The organism is Paratractidigestivibacter sp., assembly GCF_052362415.1.
GTDB lineage: Bacteria > Actinomycetota > Coriobacteriia > Coriobacteriales > Atopobiaceae > Paratractidigestivibacter.
This window is the reverse complement of the sequence record NZ_DAWEMK010000001.1, coordinates 24,083-41,396: the sequence shown is the minus strand read 5'-3', so window position 1 is coordinate 41,396 and position 17,314 is coordinate 24,083. Positions and strand designations below refer to the sequence as shown.

The 17,314-nt window shown below is 67.5% G+C and carries 25 protein-coding genes; all 25 read left to right on the top strand.

The window, feature by feature from the left end:
* Positions 1-137 precede the first annotated feature (137 nt).
* The gene (gene fabK, locus ACT84W_RS00275; protein ID WP_432291236.1) at positions 138-1,082 is read left to right on the top strand and encodes an enoyl-[acyl-carrier-protein] reductase FabK; all 945 of its coding nucleotides are present in this window, start codon (positions 138-140) and stop codon (positions 1,080-1,082) included.
* Entirely contained in the window at positions 1,070-2,035 is a 966-nt protein-coding gene (fabD, locus tag ACT84W_RS00270) for an ACP S-malonyltransferase (protein ID WP_417575988.1), read from the top strand. Before fabK ends, fabD begins: the two co-directional genes overlap by 13 nt.
* Positions 2,025-2,798, top strand: a complete 774-nt coding sequence (gene fabG, locus ACT84W_RS00265; protein ID WP_432291238.1) for a 3-oxoacyl-[acyl-carrier-protein] reductase — start codon at positions 2,025-2,027, stop codon at positions 2,796-2,798. Before fabD ends, fabG begins: the two co-directional genes overlap by 11 nt.
* A gap of 40 nt (positions 2,799-2,838) precedes the next feature.
* Positions 2,839-4,086: a beta-ketoacyl-ACP synthase II gene (gene fabF, locus ACT84W_RS00260; RefSeq protein WP_444327822.1), complete on the top strand. Its 1,248-nt coding sequence runs from the start codon at positions 2,839-2,841 to the stop codon at positions 4,084-4,086.
* Positions 4,087-4,088: 2 nt separating this feature from the next.
* A complete protein-coding gene (gene accB, locus ACT84W_RS00255; RefSeq protein WP_417575991.1) occupies positions 4,089-4,586 on the top strand; it encodes an acetyl-CoA carboxylase biotin carboxyl carrier protein in 498 nt (165 codons plus the stop codon).
* 9 nt (positions 4,587-4,595) lie between these two features.
* Positions 4,596-5,114 (top strand): 3-hydroxyacyl-ACP dehydratase FabZ, encoded by a 519-nt coding sequence (gene fabZ / locus ACT84W_RS00250; protein WP_432291240.1) that lies wholly within the window; start codon positions 4,596-4,598, stop codon positions 5,112-5,114.
* 12 nt (positions 5,115-5,126) lie between these two features.
* Complete coding sequence (locus ACT84W_RS00245; protein WP_444327821.1) at positions 5,127-6,470, top strand: acetyl-CoA carboxylase biotin carboxylase subunit; 1,344 nt, start codon at positions 5,127-5,129, stop codon at positions 6,468-6,470.
* A complete protein-coding gene (gene accD, locus ACT84W_RS00240; RefSeq protein WP_444327820.1) occupies positions 6,457-8,211 on the top strand; it encodes an acetyl-CoA carboxylase, carboxyltransferase subunit beta in 1,755 nt (584 codons plus the stop codon). The genes ACT84W_RS00245 and accD overlap by 14 nt, the downstream gene beginning before the upstream one ends.
* 853 nt (positions 8,212-9,064) lie before the next feature.
* Complete coding sequence (rplC, locus tag ACT84W_RS00235) at positions 9,065-9,685, top strand: 50S ribosomal protein L3 (RefSeq protein ID WP_417575027.1); 621 nt, start codon at positions 9,065-9,067, stop codon at positions 9,683-9,685.
* 44 nt (positions 9,686-9,729) lie between these two features.
* Positions 9,730-10,359, top strand: coding sequence for a 50S ribosomal protein L4 (rplD, locus tag ACT84W_RS00230; RefSeq protein ID WP_417575026.1), 630 nt, complete (start codon positions 9,730-9,732; stop codon positions 10,357-10,359).
* On the top strand, positions 10,360-10,665 hold the full coding sequence (gene rplW / locus ACT84W_RS00225) for a 50S ribosomal protein L23 (RefSeq protein WP_417575025.1): 306 nt from the start codon (positions 10,360-10,362) through the stop codon (positions 10,663-10,665).
* Between the two features lie 145 nt (positions 10,666-10,810).
* On the top strand, positions 10,811-11,647 hold the full coding sequence (gene rplB / locus ACT84W_RS00220; protein ID WP_417575024.1) for a 50S ribosomal protein L2: 837 nt from the start codon (positions 10,811-10,813) through the stop codon (positions 11,645-11,647).
* Between the two features lie 26 nt (positions 11,648-11,673).
* Positions 11,674-11,934: a 30S ribosomal protein S19 gene (rpsS, locus tag ACT84W_RS00215; RefSeq protein WP_417575023.1), complete on the top strand. Its 261-nt coding sequence runs from the start codon at positions 11,674-11,676 to the stop codon at positions 11,932-11,934.
* Positions 11,935-11,948: 14 nt separating this feature from the next.
* A complete protein-coding gene (gene rplV / locus ACT84W_RS00210; RefSeq protein WP_417575022.1) occupies positions 11,949-12,311 on the top strand; it encodes a 50S ribosomal protein L22 in 363 nt (120 codons plus the stop codon).
* Between the two features lie 7 nt (positions 12,312-12,318).
* Positions 12,319-13,029, top strand: coding sequence for a 30S ribosomal protein S3 (rpsC, locus tag ACT84W_RS00205; RefSeq protein WP_417575021.1), 711 nt, complete (start codon positions 12,319-12,321; stop codon positions 13,027-13,029).
* The gene (rplP, locus tag ACT84W_RS00200) at positions 13,029-13,460 is read left to right on the top strand and encodes a 50S ribosomal protein L16 (protein WP_417575020.1); all 432 of its coding nucleotides are present in this window, start codon (positions 13,029-13,031) and stop codon (positions 13,458-13,460) included. The genes rpsC and rplP overlap by 1 nt, the downstream gene beginning before the upstream one ends.
* Positions 13,460-13,675 carry a 50S ribosomal protein L29 gene (gene rpmC, locus ACT84W_RS00195; protein ID WP_417575019.1) on the top strand — a complete coding sequence of 72 codons (216 nt, stop codon included), beginning with the start codon at positions 13,460-13,462 and terminating at the stop codon, positions 13,673-13,675. The genes rplP and rpmC overlap by 1 nt, the downstream gene beginning before the upstream one ends.
* Before the next feature lie 19 nt (positions 13,676-13,694).
* Entirely contained in the window at positions 13,695-13,961 is a 267-nt protein-coding gene (rpsQ, locus tag ACT84W_RS00190; RefSeq protein WP_417575018.1) for a 30S ribosomal protein S17, read from the top strand.
* Between the two features lie 84 nt (positions 13,962-14,045).
* Positions 14,046-14,414 (top strand): 50S ribosomal protein L14, encoded by a 369-nt coding sequence (gene rplN, locus ACT84W_RS00185; RefSeq protein ID WP_444327819.1) that lies wholly within the window; start codon positions 14,046-14,048, stop codon positions 14,412-14,414.
* Between the two features lie 22 nt (positions 14,415-14,436).
* Positions 14,437-14,754 (top strand): 50S ribosomal protein L24, encoded by a 318-nt coding sequence (gene rplX, locus ACT84W_RS00180; RefSeq protein WP_417575029.1) that lies wholly within the window; start codon positions 14,437-14,439, stop codon positions 14,752-14,754.
* Positions 14,755-15,130: 376 nt separating this feature from the next.
* Positions 15,131-15,691 carry a 50S ribosomal protein L5 gene (gene rplE / locus ACT84W_RS00175; RefSeq protein WP_417575016.1) on the top strand — a complete coding sequence of 187 codons (561 nt, stop codon included), beginning with the start codon at positions 15,131-15,133 and terminating at the stop codon, positions 15,689-15,691.
* Positions 15,692-15,752: 61 nt separating this feature from the next.
* Positions 15,753-15,938, top strand: coding sequence for a type Z 30S ribosomal protein S14 (locus ACT84W_RS00170; protein WP_417575015.1), 186 nt, complete (start codon positions 15,753-15,755; stop codon positions 15,936-15,938).
* Between the two features lie 93 nt (positions 15,939-16,031).
* Entirely contained in the window at positions 16,032-16,430 is a 399-nt protein-coding gene (rpsH, locus tag ACT84W_RS00165) for a 30S ribosomal protein S8 (protein WP_417575014.1), read from the top strand.
* Between the two features lie 28 nt (positions 16,431-16,458).
* The gene (gene rplF, locus ACT84W_RS00160; RefSeq protein ID WP_417575013.1) at positions 16,459-16,995 is read left to right on the top strand and encodes a 50S ribosomal protein L6; all 537 of its coding nucleotides are present in this window, start codon (positions 16,459-16,461) and stop codon (positions 16,993-16,995) included.
* Between the two features lie 59 nt (positions 16,996-17,054).
* Positions 17,055-17,314: 50S ribosomal protein L18 (locus ACT84W_RS00155; protein ID WP_444327818.1), on the top strand; the 260-nt coding region annotated here is incomplete at its 3' end.

The following is a 17,314-nucleotide window of genomic DNA, read 5'->3' as shown; positions in this document are numbered from 1 at the left end:
GGCCTCGACAGCCTCGCGACCGTCGAGGTCGTCGTCGCCTGCGAGGACGAGTTCGACATCGAGATCGACCAGGACGCGACCCCCGCGACCGTCGGCGAGTTCGTCGAGCTCGTCGAGGCCCAGCTGGAGAAGTAGCCATGCTGAAGACCCCTCTTTGCGACGCCCTCGGGATCCAAAAGCCCGTGTTCCAGGGCGGTATGGCGTGGATCGCCGACGCCTCTCTGGCCGCGGCCGTGTCCGAGGCCGGTGGCCTGGGCATCATCGCCGCGATGAACGCGAACGCTGACTGGCTCCGCGACCAGATCCACGAGCTGCGCCGCCGCACGAGCAAGCCCTTCGGCGTGAACGTTATGCTCATGAGCCCCTTCGCTGACGAGGTCGCCCAGGTCGTCATCGACGAGAAGGTCCCGGTCGTCGTCACCGGCGCCGGCAACCCGCGCAAGTACATGAAGGCGTGGATCGCCGCCGGCATCAAGGTCGTCCCGGTCGTCGCCTCCGTGGCGCTCGCCAAGCTCGTCGCCCGCGCCGGTGCGACCGCCGTCGTGGCCGAGGGCACCGAGTCCGGCGGCCACATCGGCGAGCTCACCACGATGGTGCTCGTCCCGCAGGTCGTCGACGCGGTGGACATCCCCGTCGTCGCGGCGGGCGGCATCGCCGACGGCCGCGGCGTGGCGGCGGCCCTCATGCTGGGCGCCCAGGGCGTCCAGGTGGGCACGCGCTTCCTCGTGGCCGACGAGTGCACCGTCTCCGAGCCGTACAAGGAGCTCGTGCTCAAGGCCAAGGACATCTCGACCCGCGCGACGGGCCGCTCCACGGGACACCCCGTCCGCGCGCTCAAGACGCCCTTCACGAACGAGTACGCCAAGCTCGAGGCCGAGGGCGCTTCCCCCGAGAAGCTCGCCGAGTTCGGCACCGGCGCGCTGCGCCGGGCAGCCAAGGACGGCGACGTCGCGGGCGGTTCCTTCCTGTGTGGTCAGGTCGCGGGCATGGTCCACGAGCGCCAGAGCGCCGCGGCCATCGTCGACGACCTCGTCGACGGCGCCGAGCGCGTTCTCGCGGGGGCGGGCACATGGGTAAAGTAGCGTTCCTGTTTGCGGGGCAGGGCTCCCAGCGCCCTGGCATGGGCAAGGAGCTCGCCGCGGCGTCGCCTGCCGCGCGCGCGGTCTTCGACGCCGCTGACGCCGCGCGGTCGGGCACGTCCGCGCAGTGCTTCGGGGGCACCAAGGAAGAGCTCGCCCAGACGGCGAACACCCAGCCCTGCGTCTATGCCGTCGACCTCGCCTGCGCCCGCGCGCTCGCGGAGCGCGGCGTGGAGCCGGACCTTGTCGCGGGCTTCTCGCTGGGAGAGGTGGCGGCGCTTACCTTCGCCGGCGCCTTCTCCGACGAGGACGGCTTCAGGCTCGTGTGCCGCCGCGCCGAGCTCATGGCCGACGCCGCGGCAGAGCGCCCCGGCGCCATGCGCGCCGTGGTCAAGCTCGATGCCGCGCAGGTCGAGAAGCTCGCCGCCGAGTCGGCGGCCGCGACCGACGGCGACTGCTGGCCCGTGAACTACAACAGCCCGCTGCAGACCGTCGTGGCGGGCTCGCCCGCGGCCTGCGCCAAGCTCGACGAGCTCGTGCACGAGGCGGGCGGCCGCGCGATGAAGGTCGCCGTGTCCGGCGCGTTCCACAGCCCGTACATGGCGGACGCCGCCCGCGGCCTCTCCGACTACCTCGCGCAGGGCCATGCGCCCGCCGCGACCCGCGTGCCCGTGCTGGCAAACCGCACGGCGCGCCCGTACCCGGCCGATCCCGCGGCCGCCTCGGAGCTCCTCTCCGCGCAGGTCGCGAACCCGGTGCGCTGGACCGAAACGGTCCGCGCCATGGCCGACGCCGGCGTCGATGCCTTCGTGGAGGTCGGCCCCGGCAAGACCCTCACCGGCCTCGTCAAGCGCACGCTCGAGGGCACGCGCCTCTACCACGTCGAGACCCCCGAGGAACTCGACGAGGCCGTGGCTGCGCTCGCTGCGAAGGGAGGCGCCCGCGATGCCGAGTAGTAAAGAAGGGCTCCTGTCCCGCGACGCCTCGCGCCGCGTGGCGCTCGTCACCGGCGCGTCGCGCGGCATCGGCCGCGCCGTGGCCGAGGGCCTCGCCGCCGACGGCTTCGACCTTGCGCTCGTCTATGCCGGCAACGCCGAGGCGGCCGCCGAGGCCGTCGCCGCCTGCGAGGCAGCCGGCGCGACCGCCCGCGCGTACCGCTGCGACGTGGCGAGCGCCGATGAGGTCAAGGCCACCGTCGGCGCGGTCCTCGACGACTTCGGCGCCGTCTGGGCGCTCGTGAACAACGCGGGCGTCACGCGCGACGGGCTTCTTGTCCGCATGAAGGACGAGGACTTCGAGCGCGTCGTCGGCGTGAACCTCACCGGCGCGTTCAACATGACGCGCGCCCTCACGAGGGCGTTCATGCGCCAGCGCGGCGGCCGCGTCGTGAACATGTCGTCGGTGGTGGGCCTCATGGGCAACGCGGGCCAGGCGAACTACGCCGCCTCGAAGGCGGGGCTCATCGGCCTCACCAAGTCGGTGGCCCGCGAGCTCGCGCCCCGCGGCGTGACCGTCAACGCCGTGGCCCCCGGTTTCGTGAGGACGGACATGACCGCCGCGCTGCCCGAGCAGGTCGTCGAGCGCTACGAGGGGCAGATCCCCCTGGGGCGCCTGGCCGACCCCTCCGAGGTGGCGGCCGTCGTCCGCTTCCTGGTGAGCAACGCCGCGGCGTACGTGACGGGCGAGGTCGTCCGCGTGGACGGCGGAATGGCGATGTAAAGAGGGGCCGGCGCACGTCCGGCCCGGTTGGGAGATGACGATGGAACACAGGGTGGCGATCACCGGCATCGGCGCCGTCACGCCGCTGGGCAACACCGCGGCCGAGACCTGGGAGGCCATGCGCGCGGGCCGCTGCGGCATCGGCCCCATCACGCGCTTCGACGCGGAGGGGTTCGCGGTCCAGGTGGCCGCCGAGGTCAAGGGCTTCGACGGCGAGGCGTACTTCGGCCGCCGTGAGGCGCGCCACCTCGACCGCTGCGTGCAGCTCGCGATGGCCGCCTCCGACGAGGCGATGGCCGACTCCGGTCTCGACGCCGAGGGCGCGATCGACCGCGAGCGCCTGGGCGTCTACGTGGGCTCGGGCATCGGCGGGGTCGAGACCTACACCGACCAGGTCCACCTCATGGAAAAGAAGGGGCTGCGTCGCGCCTCCCCGTACCTCGTCGCCATGATGATCCCGAACATGGCCTCCGGCAACATCGCCATCCGCCAGAAGGCCCAGGGCCCGACCCTGCCCGTGGTCACGGCCTGCGCGACCTCGGCCCACGCGGTCGGCGAGGCGTTCCGCGCCGTCAAGCACGGCTATGCCGACGCCATCCTGGCCGGCGGCGCCGAGGCGGCCATCATCCCCGAGGTCATCGCCGGCTTCACGGCCTGCCGCGCGCTCACCACGAACCCCGACCCCCAGACCGCCTGCCGTCCCTTCGACGCGGACCGCGACGGCTTCGTCATGGGCGAGGGCGGCTGCGTGCTCGTCCTCGAGCAGTGGGAGCACGCCGTCGCCCGCGGAGCGAGGATCTACGCCGAGGTCGTCGGCTACGGCAACACCGACGACGCCCACCACATCACGAGCCCGGACCCCGAGGCCGCCGGAATCGCCCGCGCCGTCGAGCTCGCCGTGGCCGAGGGCGGCGTCCGCCCCGAGGAGGGCCTCTACATCAATGCCCACGGCACCTCGACCAAGCTCAACGACTCGTCCGAGACGCTCGGCTTCAAGCGCGCCCTCGGCGAGGACGCCGCCCGCGCGGCCCACGTGAGCTCGACCAAGTCGATGACCGGCCACATGATCGGCGCGACGGGCGCCGCCGAGGTCATGGCCTGCGCCCTCGCTCTGCGCGACGGCGTCGTGCCCCCGACCATCAACTACCGCACGCCCGATCCGGCGTGCGACCTGGACTACACACCCAACGAGGCCCGCGCCTGCGAGCTCACCTGGGCCCTCTCGACAAACCTCGGCTTCGGTGGGCACAACGCGTGCATAGCGCTCCGCGCCGCCAAGGAGGCATAAGCATGGATTCGAACAAGATCGCCCAGATCGCCGACGTCATGGAGGACCGCGGGCTCACCCGCGTCCGCGTCGAGGAGCCCGACGGCTCCGCCTTCGAGCTTGAGCGCGGGGCGGCGCAGGCACCGGCGCCCGTCGTCGTGGCGCCGCAGGCCGTGAGCGCCGAGGCGCTTCTCGCCGCCGGCGCGGCCGTCCCCGCGGCGGCCCCCGAGGCCGCGGCTGCGCAGGCCCCTGCCGCCGAAGCGGAGCCCGAGCCCGCAGAGCCCGCCGGCACCGAGGTCAAGGCCCCGATGGTCGGCGTCTACTACGCCTCCCCGGCGCCCGGCGCCGACCCCTTCGTCCACGTGGGCTCCAAGGTCCGCAAGGGCGAGACCCTCTGCATCATCGAGGCGATGAAGGTCATGAACGAGGTCGCGGCCGAGGCCGACGGCGAGGTTCTCTCCATCAACGCCAAGGACGGCGAGCTCGTCGAGTACGGCGGCTGCCTCATGACCATCGGCTAGGGGGCGAGCATGAACAAAGAAGAGATCAAGGGCATCCTGCCCCACCGCGAGCCGATGCTGCTGCTCGACGAGGTCGAGCTCAAGGGCGACGAGGCCGCGGGACGGCTGACCATCAAGGGCGACGAGTTCTTCCTGCAGGGCCACTTCCCCGGCAACCCCGTGGTGCCCGGCGTGATCCAGTGCGAGATGCTCGCCCAGAACTGCTGCGTGCTCTTTGCCGACGAGCTCCGCGCCGGAGGCACGCCGTTCTACACGAGCCTCGACAAGGTCCGCTTCAAGCGCCCGGTCCGCCCCGGCGACACCGTCGAGCTCCGCTGCAAGGTGACCCGTGCTCGCGGGCCGTTCCGCTTCTGCGAGGGCACCGCGAGCGTGGGCGGCGAGGTCTGCTGCACGGCGAGCATGTCGTTCGCGCTCGTGGACGGGGGCAAGGCGTCCGCGGGGCAGGGGAGCGCTGCCGCGCCCGCCGGCTCGCCCGCGTCCGCCGCGCCCGCGCCCGCCGGCGCCGCCAACCCGGAAAATCGCAGGTAGGGGAGACCTCACATGTTCGATAAGATCCTGGTCGCAAACCGCGGCGAGGTCGCCGTCCGCGTGATCCGCGCCTGCCGCGACATGGGCGTCCGCACCGTCGCCGTCTACTCGCCCGCCGATGCCGAGGCGCTCCACGTGCGCCTGGCCGACGAGGCCTACTGCATCGGCGGCTCCCGCCTGGCCGAGAGCTACCTCAACGAGGACGCGGTGCTCACCTGCGCCGTCAAGTCCGGCGCCAAGGCCATCCACCCCGGCTACGGGTTCTTCTCGGAAAACGCCGGCTTCGTCCGCGAGTGCGAGAAGTGCGGCTTGGCCTTCATCGGCCCCTCTGCCGACGTCATCAGCCGTATGGGCGACAAAGACGCCGCCCGCCGCACGGCCAAGGCCGCGGGCGTTCCCGTCGTCCCCGGCTGCGACCTCTTGACCAGTCCCGAGGAGGCCGAGCGCGAGGCCCGTCGCATCGGCTGCCCCGTGCTCATCAAGGCCCGCTCGGGCGGCGGCGGCCGCGGCATCCGCAAGGTCGAGCGCGTGGAGGCCGCCGCGCGCGCCTTCGTCGAGGCCCACACCGAGGCCGAGACCGTCTTCGGCGACGGCGAGTGCTACATGGAGAAGTTCGTCTCGCCGGCCCACCACGTCGAGGTCCAGATCATGGCGGACAAGCAGGGCAACGTTTACTCGCTCGGCGAGCGCGAGTGCTCCGTGCAGCGCCGCAACCAGAAGCTCATCGAGGAGAGCCCCGCGCCCTGCCTCGAGGGCCGCGACGACGTCCGCGAGCGCATGCACCGCGCCGCCCGCGACCTCGCGCGCGCCGTCGGCTACGAGGGCGCCGGCACCATCGAGTTCCTCTACACCGACGACGGCAACTTCTACTTCATGGAGATGAACACCCGCCTGCAGGTCGAGCACCCCGTGACGGAGTTCGTCACCGACGTCGACCTCGTCAAATGGCAGCTGCGCGTTGCCGCCGGCCAGCCGCTGCCCTTCACGAGCGAGGACGTCCCCGTGCGCAACCACGCCATGGAGTGCCGCATCAATGCCGAGACCCCGGACTTCTTGCCGTCTTGCGGGACCGTCACGATGCTGCACGTGCCCGGCGGCCCGCGCGTGCGCTTCGACTCCGCGCTGTTCCCGGGCGCCTCGGTGCCGCCGTACTACGACTCGATGCTCGCCAAGGTCATCGTCTGCTCGCCCACGCGCGACGGCGCCGTGAGGAAGATGCGCTCGGCCTTGGGTGAGCTCGTGATCGAGGGTGTCCAGGAGAACAGCGACCTCCAGCTGCGGATCCTCGGCAACGAGGAGTTCCTCTCCGGCAACTACCACACGAACCTGATGGAGCACATCTATGCTGAGCAATAGGATCGGCCATGCGATGAACGCGCTCGAGGGGCCCATGACCGAGGTCTGCGCCGAGTTCCCCGCCCGCCACGTGCTCGTCAAGTGCCCGGGCTGCCGCCGCGCCATCGACGAGGAGAAGCTCCGCGAGAACCTCGAGGTCTGCCCTCGCTGCGGCAAGCACCTGCGCGTTTCCGGCCGTGCCCGCATGCGCATGACCGTGGATGCCGGCAGCTTCGAGGAGTGGGACGCCGGGCTGCGCGCGACCGATTTCCTCGGCTTCCCGGGCTACCCCCAGAAGCTCGAGGCGGCCCGCGAGTCCTCGCGCGAGAACGACGCCGTGGTCTGCGGCCGCGGGCGTATCGGCGGGCGCGAGTGCGCGCTCTTCTTTATGGACGCCGGCTTCATGATGGGGTCGATGGGCTCGGTCGTCGGCGAGAAGATCTGCTGCGTGTTCGAGAAGGCGACCGAGGCCGGCCTGCCCGTCGTGGGCTTCACCGTGTCGGGCGGAGCGCGCATGCAGGAGGGCGTGACCTCCCTTATGCAGATGGCCAAGGTGTCCGCGGCGGTGCGCCGCCACTCTGAGGCGGGGCTTCTTTATATATGTGTGCTGACCGACCCCACGACCGGCGGCGTCACGGCGAGCTTCGCCATGGAAGGCGACATCACCCTGGCGGAGCCCGGGGCGCTCGTCGCCTTCGCAGGCCCGCGCGTGATCGAGCAGACCGCGAGGAAAAAGCTCCCCGCGGGGTTCCAGCGCTCGGAGTTCCTGCTCGAGCACGGCTTCTGCGACGCGATCGTGGAGCGCAAGGACCTGCCCGCCGTGCTGGGGGAGCTTCTCTCGCTGCACGCCGGTGAGGCGCCGACGGCGGGTTCCCCGCACTCGCTCGTCGGGCTGGGGGTCGGTGGCGGGGCGACGGGCCGCGCGGCCAAGCGCGGCGGCAAGCCCAAGGCCAAGGCCGCAGACGAGCCCGCGAGCGCCTACGAGGTCGTCAAGCTCACGCGCTCGGCGGAGCGCGCCACCGCCTCCGAGATCATCGAGGGCGGCCTCGACGGCTTCATCGAGCTGCACGGGGACCGCCTCTATGGCGACGACGCCGCGGTGGTCGCGGGCATCGGCTGGAAAGACGGGCGCCCCATGACCGTCATCGCCATCGAGCGCGGCACCACCACCAAGGAGCGCGTGCGCCGCAACTTCGGCATGGCGCACCCCGAGGGCTACCGCAAGGCGCTGCGCCTCATGCGCCAGGCCCAGAAGTTCGCTCGGCCGGTTCTCTGTCTCGTGGACACCTCCGGCGCGTACTGCGGCATCGGTGCCGAGGAGCGCGGCCAGGGCGACGCCATCGCGCAGGACCTCGTGGAGATGAGCGGCCTCACGGTGCCGGTGGTCAGCGTGATCACGGGCGAGGGCGGCAGCGGCGGCGCGCTCGCGCTGTGCGTCGCGGACAAGCTGCTTATGCTGCGCAGCTCCGCGTTCTCCGTCGTGAGCCCCGAGGCCTGCGCATCCATCCTGTGGAAGGACCCAAAGCGCGCCGAGGACGCCGCGGACGCGCTCGGCCTGACGGCGCCCGAGCTCGGCGAGCTCGGCCTCGTCGACGGGGTGGTCAACGACCTAGGCCTCTCTCACGCCGAAATCGCCCACGACATCATGCGCGAGGTCACCGTCGCCTTCGACGAGCTCGGCCGCCTCGACCCCGGCGAGCTCGTCGCGCGCCGCTACGCCAAGTTCCGCGCCATCGGCTCCGACCGCGCCGTCGCCGGCTGACGGCCTTCGTCACTGGGCGATAGTTACCGTCACTGGGTGACAGTCATCACGTGCGGCTTTTTGGGACACACATCATTCGTTGCCAGCCATCACGCAATGACTGTCACCGGCTGATAGGTGTCCCAGGAAGCTGCAGGCAGCGACTGTCACCCAGCGATGGGGCTTGCCGCCTAGCGATGTGGCTTGCCGCCCGAGCCGCAGCGCCCCTCGCGCAGAATCCCCGGCGTCCAGCCCAAACTTCGAGCTGGACGTCGGGGATTCTGCGCGTAGATGCTTTAGGCGGGGCTGGAGGCGCGGATTTCTGCGCGCATGTCCCCAAAATGGAGCTGGAGGTTCGGGTTTCTGCGCGCGCAACACCCCCAATGCTGGAGGTTTTGATTTCTGCGCGCCTGCGCATCCGGCGGAACTGGGAATCGGGGATTTTGCGCGTCCGCCTGCGCCCCCCGTGCGTAGCCCCTCAATGGGCTGGAGGTGCTTCTTTCTACGCGCGTCCGTGCGCCCGGTGGGACTGGAAATCGAGGATTCTGCGCGCCCGCGCGCCGTAAGCCGCCGCGCCGCCCGCCCGTGCGCCGCAAGCGCCCGCGCCGCCCAACTCCGCCGCCGGTCCATCCCGTCCCGTCCTCCTGACCCATAGATACGCCCGGCCGCGGGGAATTTCGAGCCGCAGGTAGAAGCCCCAAAAACTTCTGCGTAGAGATTGTGAACGCAGGGTTTCGCATGTATAGTAGACAAGCTGTGAAGTTAGGGGACCCTTGTGTCTCGGAACAAAACAGCAGGTAAAGGCTGTGGTCCGCTGGGGTTGGGGCAAAGGGTGCCCCACAGGTCCCATGACCACCGAAGGTAAGGAAAGAGCATGGTCAACACCATCCTTGGCCGCAAGCTCGGAATGACCCAGGTCTGGGACGAGAACGACAACGTCGTCCCCGTGACCGTCATCCAGGCTGGCCCCTGCACCGTCTCGCAGGTCAAGACGAAGGCGACCGACGGCTACGACGCCGTCCAGATCGGCTTCGGAGACATCCGCGCCAAGCACGTCAACAAGCCTATGGCGGGCCACTTCGCCAAGGCCGGCGTCGAGCCGATGAAGTACCTGCGCGAGGTCCGCGTCGAGAACGGCGAGGAGCACAAGTGCGGCGACGTCGTCACTGTCGCTGACTTCTCCGACGTCAAGACCGTCGACGTCACCGGCACCTCCAAGGGCAAGGGCTTCCAGGGCACCGTCAAGCGCTGGAACTTCTCCCGCGGTCCTATGACCCACGGCTGCCGCAACCAGCGCAAGCCCGGTTCCATCGGCCAGTGCGCCTATCCCGCCCGCGTCCGCAAGGGCCTGCACATGTACGGCCACATGGGCAACGAGCGCGTGACCGTCAAGAACCTCAAGCTGGTCCGCGTTGACGCCGAGCAGAACCTCATGCTCGTCAAGGGCGCTGTCCCGGGCGCGAAGAACGGCCTCGTCCAGGTCCGCATGGCCTAAGGGCCCCTAAGAAAGCAAACCTTTAGGTCTACTAGGAGGACACAATGTCCAAGATTTCCGTTAAGAACGTCGAGGGGGCTGAGGTCGAGCAGGCCGAGCTCTCCGACGCCGTGTACGGCATCGAGCCGAACATCCCCGTCATCCACCAGATCGTGGTCGCCCAGGACTCCAACGCGCGTCAGGGCACCCACTCCGTGAAGAACCGCCACGAGGTCTCCGGCGGCGGCCGCAAGCCTTACCGCCAGAAGGGCACCGGCCGTGCCCGCCAGGGCTCCATCCGCGCTGCCCAGTGGCGCGGCGGCGGCGTCGTCTTCGGGCCGACCCCCCGCACGCACAACAAGAAGACCAACAACAAGATGGTCAAGCTTGCTATGCGCTCCGTGCTCTCCGGCAAGCTCGCCGACAACGAGCTCTACGTCGTCGACGCTCTCGACTTCGCCGAGATCTCGACCAAGAAGGCCAAGGCCGTCCTGCACGCCCTCGGCATCACCGACGACATGCGCGTGACCGTCGTTGTCGACGACGAGAACATCAACGCGTACCTCTCGTTCCGCAACCTCGCCAACGTCACCATCATCGCTGACGTCGAGGCCACCAGCCGTCTGCTCATCGACAACAGGGCCCTCGTCCTGACCGCCGATGTGGCCAAGAAGTTCGGGGAGGTGCTCGCGTAAATGAACTCCGTCTACAACGTCATCGTCCGCCCGATCGTCACTGAGCGTTCCTACGACCTCATGGAGCAGGGCAAGTACACGTTCGAGGTCGCCAAGGGTGCCTGCAAGCAGGAGATCGCCGACGCCGTCGAGAAGATCTTCAACGTGCACGTCACCAAGGTGAACACCATGAACGTCCGCGGCAAGATGAAGCGCGTCCGTTACCAGGCCGGCATGACCCGCTCCTGGAAGAAGGCCGTCGTCACCGTCGCCGAGGGTGAGTCCATCGAGATCTTCGCCACCCAGGCTGCGGCTTCCGCCGAGTAGTCTTTGGCACTCCGCCCGCGCCCCGCTCGACGGGGCCGGGCTTCTATGCCGCGCATGATGGATACGCGCGGTACCGTGGTAATCCGGTGTCGTCCCGCCAATCCCTGAGCGAGGCGGCCAACGGACAAAGAAGGGAAAGAACCAAATGGCAGTCAAGCACCTCAAGCCGACGAGCGCCGGCAGGCGTTTCCAGACGGTCTCGGACTTCTCCGAGATCACCAAGACCACGCCCGAGAAGTCTCTTCTCGAGCCCCTGCCCAAGAAGGCCGGCCGCAACAACCAGGGCCGCGTCACCGTCCGTCACCAGGGCGGCGGCCACAAGCGCCAGTATCGTCGCATCGACTTCAAGCGCCTCAAGGACAACGTGCCCGCCAAGGTCGCGGCTATCGAGTACGACCCGAACCGCTCCTCCCGCATCGCGCTGCTCCACTACGCTGACGGCGCCAAGGCCTACATCATCGCCCCTGAGGGCCTCCACGTGGGCGACACCGTCGTCTCCGGCGTGAAGGACGTCGACATCAAGCCCGGCAACTGCATGCCGCTCTCCGAGATCCCCGTCGGCACCCTCGTGCACAACGTCGAGTTCCTGCCCGGCAAGGGCGCTGCTATGGCCCGCTCCGCCGGCACCTCCGTGCAGCTCATGGGCAAGGACAACGGCTACGCCGTCCTCCGCATGCCCTCCTCCGAGCTTCGCCGCGTCCTGCTCACCTGCCGCGCGACCATCGGCGTCGTCGGCAACGCCGAGCACGCCAACATCGTGATCGGCAAGGCCGGCCGCAACCGCTGGAAGGGCGTCCGCCCGACCGTCCGTGGTACGGTCATGAACCCGGTCGACCACCCGCACGGCGGCGGCGAGGGCAAGAACCACACCTCCGGTCGTCCTTCCGTCACCCCGTGGGGCAAGCCGACCAAGGGCTACAAGACCCGCGACCCGAAGAAGGCCAGCAACCGCCTCATCATCCGTCGCCGCAAGTCCAAGTAGTACACGAGTAGTAGGAGAAAGAAAGTATGAGCAGAAGTCTCAAGAAGGGCCCGTTCGTGGAGACTCGCCTCCTCGCGCGTGTCACCGCTCAGAACGAGGCCGGCACCAAGGACGTCATCAAGACCTGGTCGCGCGCCTCTACGATCTACCCCGAGATGGTCGGCCACACCATCGCCGTCCACGACGGCCGCAAGCACGTGCCGGTGTACGTCACCGAGTCCATGGTCGGTCACAAGCTCGGCGAGTTCGCCCCGACCCGCACCTTCCGCGGTCACAAGGCAAAGTAGGGGAGTAGTAGTAAATGGCTAACAACACCAACAGCGTCGAGGTCCGCGCCACCGCCAAGTACGTGCGCATGGCCCCCCGCAAGACCCGTATGGTCGTCGATATGATCCGCAACCTCCCCGTCGCCAAGGCGCTCGAGGTCCTGCAGTTCAGCACCCGCGCCGCCGCCGAGCCCGTTTCCAAGGTTCTGCGCTCCGCCATCGCCAACGCCGTCAACAACAACGGCCTGCGCGCCGACGATCTCTACGTCAAGATCGCCTACGTCGACGAGGGCCCCACGCTCAAGCGCATCCGTCCTCGCGCCAAGGGCTCCGCTTCGCGCATCAACAAGCGCATGAGCCACATCACCGTCGTCGTCGCTCCTCGAAAGGAGGCGTAGGGAAAGCATGGGTCACAAGGTTCAGCCTACTGGCTTCCGTCTCGGCATTACCGAGGAGTGGCGTTCCCGCTGGTACGCCGATAAGAACTATGCCGAGAACCTCGGCAACGACCTCGCCATCCGCGAGTTCCTGAACAAGCGCCTGGAGAAGGCCGCTGTTTCCCGCGTCGACATCGAGCGCGCCGGCGACAAGGTGAAGGTCACCATCTACACCGCCCGCCCGGGCATCGTCATCGGCAAGAAGGGCGCCGACATCGACGTCCTGCGTACCGATCTCGAGCGCGTTGCCAAGGTCTCCAAGGGCCAGGTCAACGTCGACGTCATCGAGGTCAAGCGCCCTGAGCTCGACGCCAACCTCGTCGCTCAGTCCATCGCTGAGCAGCTCGAGCAGCGCGTCGCCTTCCGTCGCGCCATGCGCAAGGCCGTCCAGTCCGCCCGTAAGGCCGGTGCCAAGGGTATCCGTATCCAGTGCTCCGGCCGCCTCAACGGCGCCGAGATGGGCCGTCGCGAGTGGTACCGCGAGGGCCGCGTGCCTCTGCACACCCTTCGTGCCGTGATCGATTACGGCACCGCCACCGCCCGCACCACCATGGGTGCCTGCGGCATCAAGGTTTGGATCTACCTCGGCGAGAAGCTCCCCGGTCAGCCGACCCCGCGTCCGGCTCTTGAGGGTTCTTCGCGTCCTCGCCGTGGCCGTAACGAGAGGAGGGCCCGTTAATGCTCGCCCCTAAGCGTGTTCTTCACCGTAAGGTTCAGCGTGGCTCCATGAAGGGCCACGCAAAGGGCCACACCGAGCTCCACTTCGGTACCTATGGCCTGCAGGCGCTCGAGGCCCACTGGATCACCAACCGCCAGATCGAGGCCGCCCGTATCGCCATGACCCGCTGCATGAAGCGTGGCGGCAAGGTCTGGATCACCATCTTCCCGGACAAGCCCATCACCAAGAAGCCGCTCGACACCCGTATGGGCAAGGGCAAGGGCAACCCCGAGGAGTGGGTGGCCGTCGTCAAGCCGGGCCGCATCATGTTCGAGCTTGATGGCGTCACCGAGGAGACGGCCAAGGAGGCCCTCCGCCTTGCCCAGCACAAGCTGCCCATCAAGACCAAGATCGTGACCCGCACCGTCGAGCAGGACGGGGAGGAAGCCTAATGAAGTACAAGGACATCAAGGAGCTCAGCGACGAGGAGCTCGCAAAGAAGGTCGAGGAGGGCCGCGCAGAGCTCTTCAACCTTCGTTTCCAGATGGCCACGAGCCAGCTTGACAACACCGCTCGCGTGAAGAACGTCAAGAAGGACATCGCCCGCTGCCTCACCGAGCAGCGCGCCCGTCAGATCGCAGCGGAGAAGTCCGCTGTCGAGCAGTAGATTGCAGGAGAGGTAAGACATGGCAGAGACCGAAAACAGGAACGCGCGCAAGGTTCGCACCGGTGTCGTCGTCTCCATCTCCGGCAACAAGTCCGTGACGGTGAAGATCGACTACCGTAAGCACCACCCGAAGTACGGCAAGATGATGACCATCTCCAAGAAGCTGCACGTTCACGACGAGAACAACGAGTGCGGCCTCGGTGACAAGGTCACCGTCATGGAGACCCGCCCGCTGTCCAAGACCAAGCGTTGGCGTCTCCTCGAGATCGTCGAGCGCGCTAAGTAAGCTTTTTTGCAAACCCCGTCTTCCCATGTGCGCCGCACGTGTGGGCGCACCTCTGGGAGGGCATAGGTTCGGAGGAACACCAACATGATTCAGATGGAGACCATGCTCGCCGTCGCCGACAACTCCGGCGCCAAGCGAGTCAAGTGCATCAAGGTCCTTGGTGGCTCCAAGCGTCGTTACGCCGGCCTTGCCGACGTCATCATCGGCGCTGTCCAGGAGGCCACCCCGGGTTGCTCGGTGAAGAAGGGCGACATCGTTCGCTGCGTCATCGTGCGCACCAAGAAGGAGAACCGTCGCAAGGACGGCAGCTACATCAAGTTCGACCAGAACGCCTGCGTCCTGGTCAACAAGGACGGCGAGCCCAAGGGCACCCGCATCTTCGGGCCCGTCGCTCGTGAGCTGCGCGATCACAAGTACATGAAGATCGTCTCGCTCGCGCCTGAGACGCTCTAAGGAGGTAATAAGCGTGGCAAAGATGTCTGTAAAGAAGGACGACCTCGTCGAGGTCATCTCCGGTAAGGACAAGGGCACCCAGGCCAAGGTCCTGCGCGCCTACCCCTCCGAGGGCAAGGTCAAGGTCGAGGGCGTCGCTGTGGCCAAGAAGGCCCAGAAGCCGACCGCGGCCAACCAGCAGGGCGGCTTCGTCGAGAAGGAGGCCAAGATCGACGCCTCCAACGTGATGCTCGTCTGCCCCAAGTGCGGCAAGGCGACCCGCGTCGGCCACAAGCAGGGCGAGATTGACGGCCACAAGACCGCCATCCGCGTCTGCAAGAAGTGCGGCGCTGAGTTCTAAGATCTGCTGACGGATCTGACCGGGAGCCCCCGGTTTCCCTTCGAAGGCTGCGCGCTCGTTGCGCGCTTGGGTGCCTTCTGGGGGAAACCGGGGGCTCCTTCTGCTATCGGAGGCAGTTACAACCATCGACCAGCACTTCTTGACGGCGGCGGGCTTGGGTGTCGCCGGCACGTGGGGGAGTTGTGCAGGAAGGGTGACGGGGTATTTGAGGTAACGGTTCTGTGGAGATTGGCGTAAGATAGACAATCGCGTCTGTAGACGGGACCTTTCTGTCTCGGACGCAGGCATCTATACGGCTCCGGAGGCGCGCCACGCCGAAGGAGGTCCGAGGCTCAAACGCCCCGGGCTTAAAACCCCATGATCTAAGGAGTGAACAATGGCAGACGAGAAGTACACCCCCCGTCTCAAGGAGCACTACGTCAACACCGTCCGTGACGAGCTCCAGAAGCAGTTCAACTACAAGAACGTCATGATGATCCCGAAGATCGAGAAGATCGTCGTGAACATGGGCGTCGGCGAGGCCGCTACCGACTCCAAGGCCATCGACGGAGCCGTCGCCGACCTGCGCGCCATCACCGGCCAGCAGCCGCTCGTCACCCGCGCCCGCAAGTCCATCGCTACCTTCAAGCTCCGTGAGGGCATGCCCATCGGCGCCAAGGTCACCCTGCGCGGCGACCGCATGTGGGAGTTCCTCGATCGCCTGATCTGCATCGCCATCCCGCGCATCCGCGACTTCCGCGGCATCTCCCCGAAGTCCTTCGACGGCCGCGGCAACTTCTCGATGGGCGTCACCGAACAGCTCATCTTCCCGGAGATCGACTTCGACAAGGTCGACCGCACCCGTGGTATGGACATCACCATCGTGACCACCGCCCAGACCGACGAGGAGGGCAAGGCGCTTCTCGACGCCTTCAACTTCCCGTTCAAGAGGGCGTAGTCAATATATTTGCAGCAGGGGAGCGCGTGCGTTCCCCCAAGGATTCTCTGAAGGAGGATTTGTGGCTAAGACATCGATGATCGTCAAGGCGTCGCGCGAGCCGAAGTACTCGACCCGCAAGCAGAACCGTTGCCAGCGCTGTGGGCGTCCCCACTCCGTGTATCGCAAGTTCGGCCTCTGCCGTCTGTGCTTCCGCGAGCTTGCGAGCAAGGGCGAGCTTCCTGGCGTCCGCAAGGCGAGCTGGTAGGACGCAAAGGGCTCTGGCGCCCAGGCGCACCCGCTACGGGCGGGGGCGAACCGAGCGCACAGGTTCATCATTGACAAAGGAGAAAAGGATCCAATGAAGATTACCGATCCCGTTTCTGACATGCTGACGCGCATCCGCAACGCGAACTCGGCAAACAAGGCCGAGGTCTCCATGCCTTCCACGAAGGTCCTGGTCGCCATCGCGGGCGTCATGCTTGCCGAGGGTTACATCGCGGGCTTTGATGTCGAGGACACCAAGCCCCAGAAGACCCTTCACATCACCCTTAAGTACGGTGCCCGTCACGCCAAGGTTATCCGCGGCATCAAGCGCGTGTCCAAGCCGGGCCTGCGCATCTACTCCACCGCCGACAAGCTCCCGCGCGTCCTCGGTGGCCTCGGCACCGCCATCATCTCTACTTCCCGCGGCATGATGTGCGACCGCGATGCCCGCAAGGCCGGCATCGGCGGCGAGGTCATCGCCTACATCTGGTAAATCTCGACAGGAATGGAAGGAGACTAACGTGTCTCGTATTGGTAAGAAGCCTGTCCTGGTTCCCGCCGGAGTCACTGTGACAGTCGACAACACCACCGTTACGGTCAAGGGCCCCAAGGGCGAGCTGACCCGTACGTTCTCTGAGCTCATCTCCATCAAGGAGGAGGGCGAGGAGCTCCTCGTCGTCCGCAACGACGACACCACCGACTCCAACGCGCAGCAGGGTCTCACCCGCACCCTTCTCCACAACATGGTCGTCGGCGTCTCCGAGGGCTTCGAGAAGAAGCTCGAGCTCACCGGCGTCGGCTACCGCGCCACGCTCAAGGGCAAGGACCTCGACCTCTCCCTCGGCTATTCTCACCCGGTCATCTACCCGGCCCCCGAGAACATCAGCTTCCTCGTGCCCGACAACACCCACATCACCGTTCAGGGCATCTCCAAGGAGCAGGTCGGCCAGGTTGCCGCCGAGATTCGCATGAAGCGTCCGCCCGAGCCGTACAAGGGCAAGGGTATCCACTACGAGGGCGAGCACATCCGCCGCAAGCTCGGCAAGGCCGCTAAGTAGTAACGCTTAACCCCAAAGCCCATCACCCTGTCAGGTGATGGCATGTCTAAGGAGAAGGAATGAACAAGTTCCAGGCCAAGCAGGCCGGTCTCGCGCGCCGCAAGCGCCGCGTCCGCGCCAAGGTCTCCGGTACCGCCGAGCGTCCGCGCCTCGCCGTGCACCGCACCAACGCACACATCTACGCCCAGGTCATCGACGACGTCGCCGGCAGGACCCTCTGCGCCGCCTCGACCCTCGACCCCGAGTTCCGCGCCACCGGCAAGGTCGGCTCCAACAAGGAGGCCGCCGAGTTCGTGGGCGAGCTCATCGCCAAGCGCAC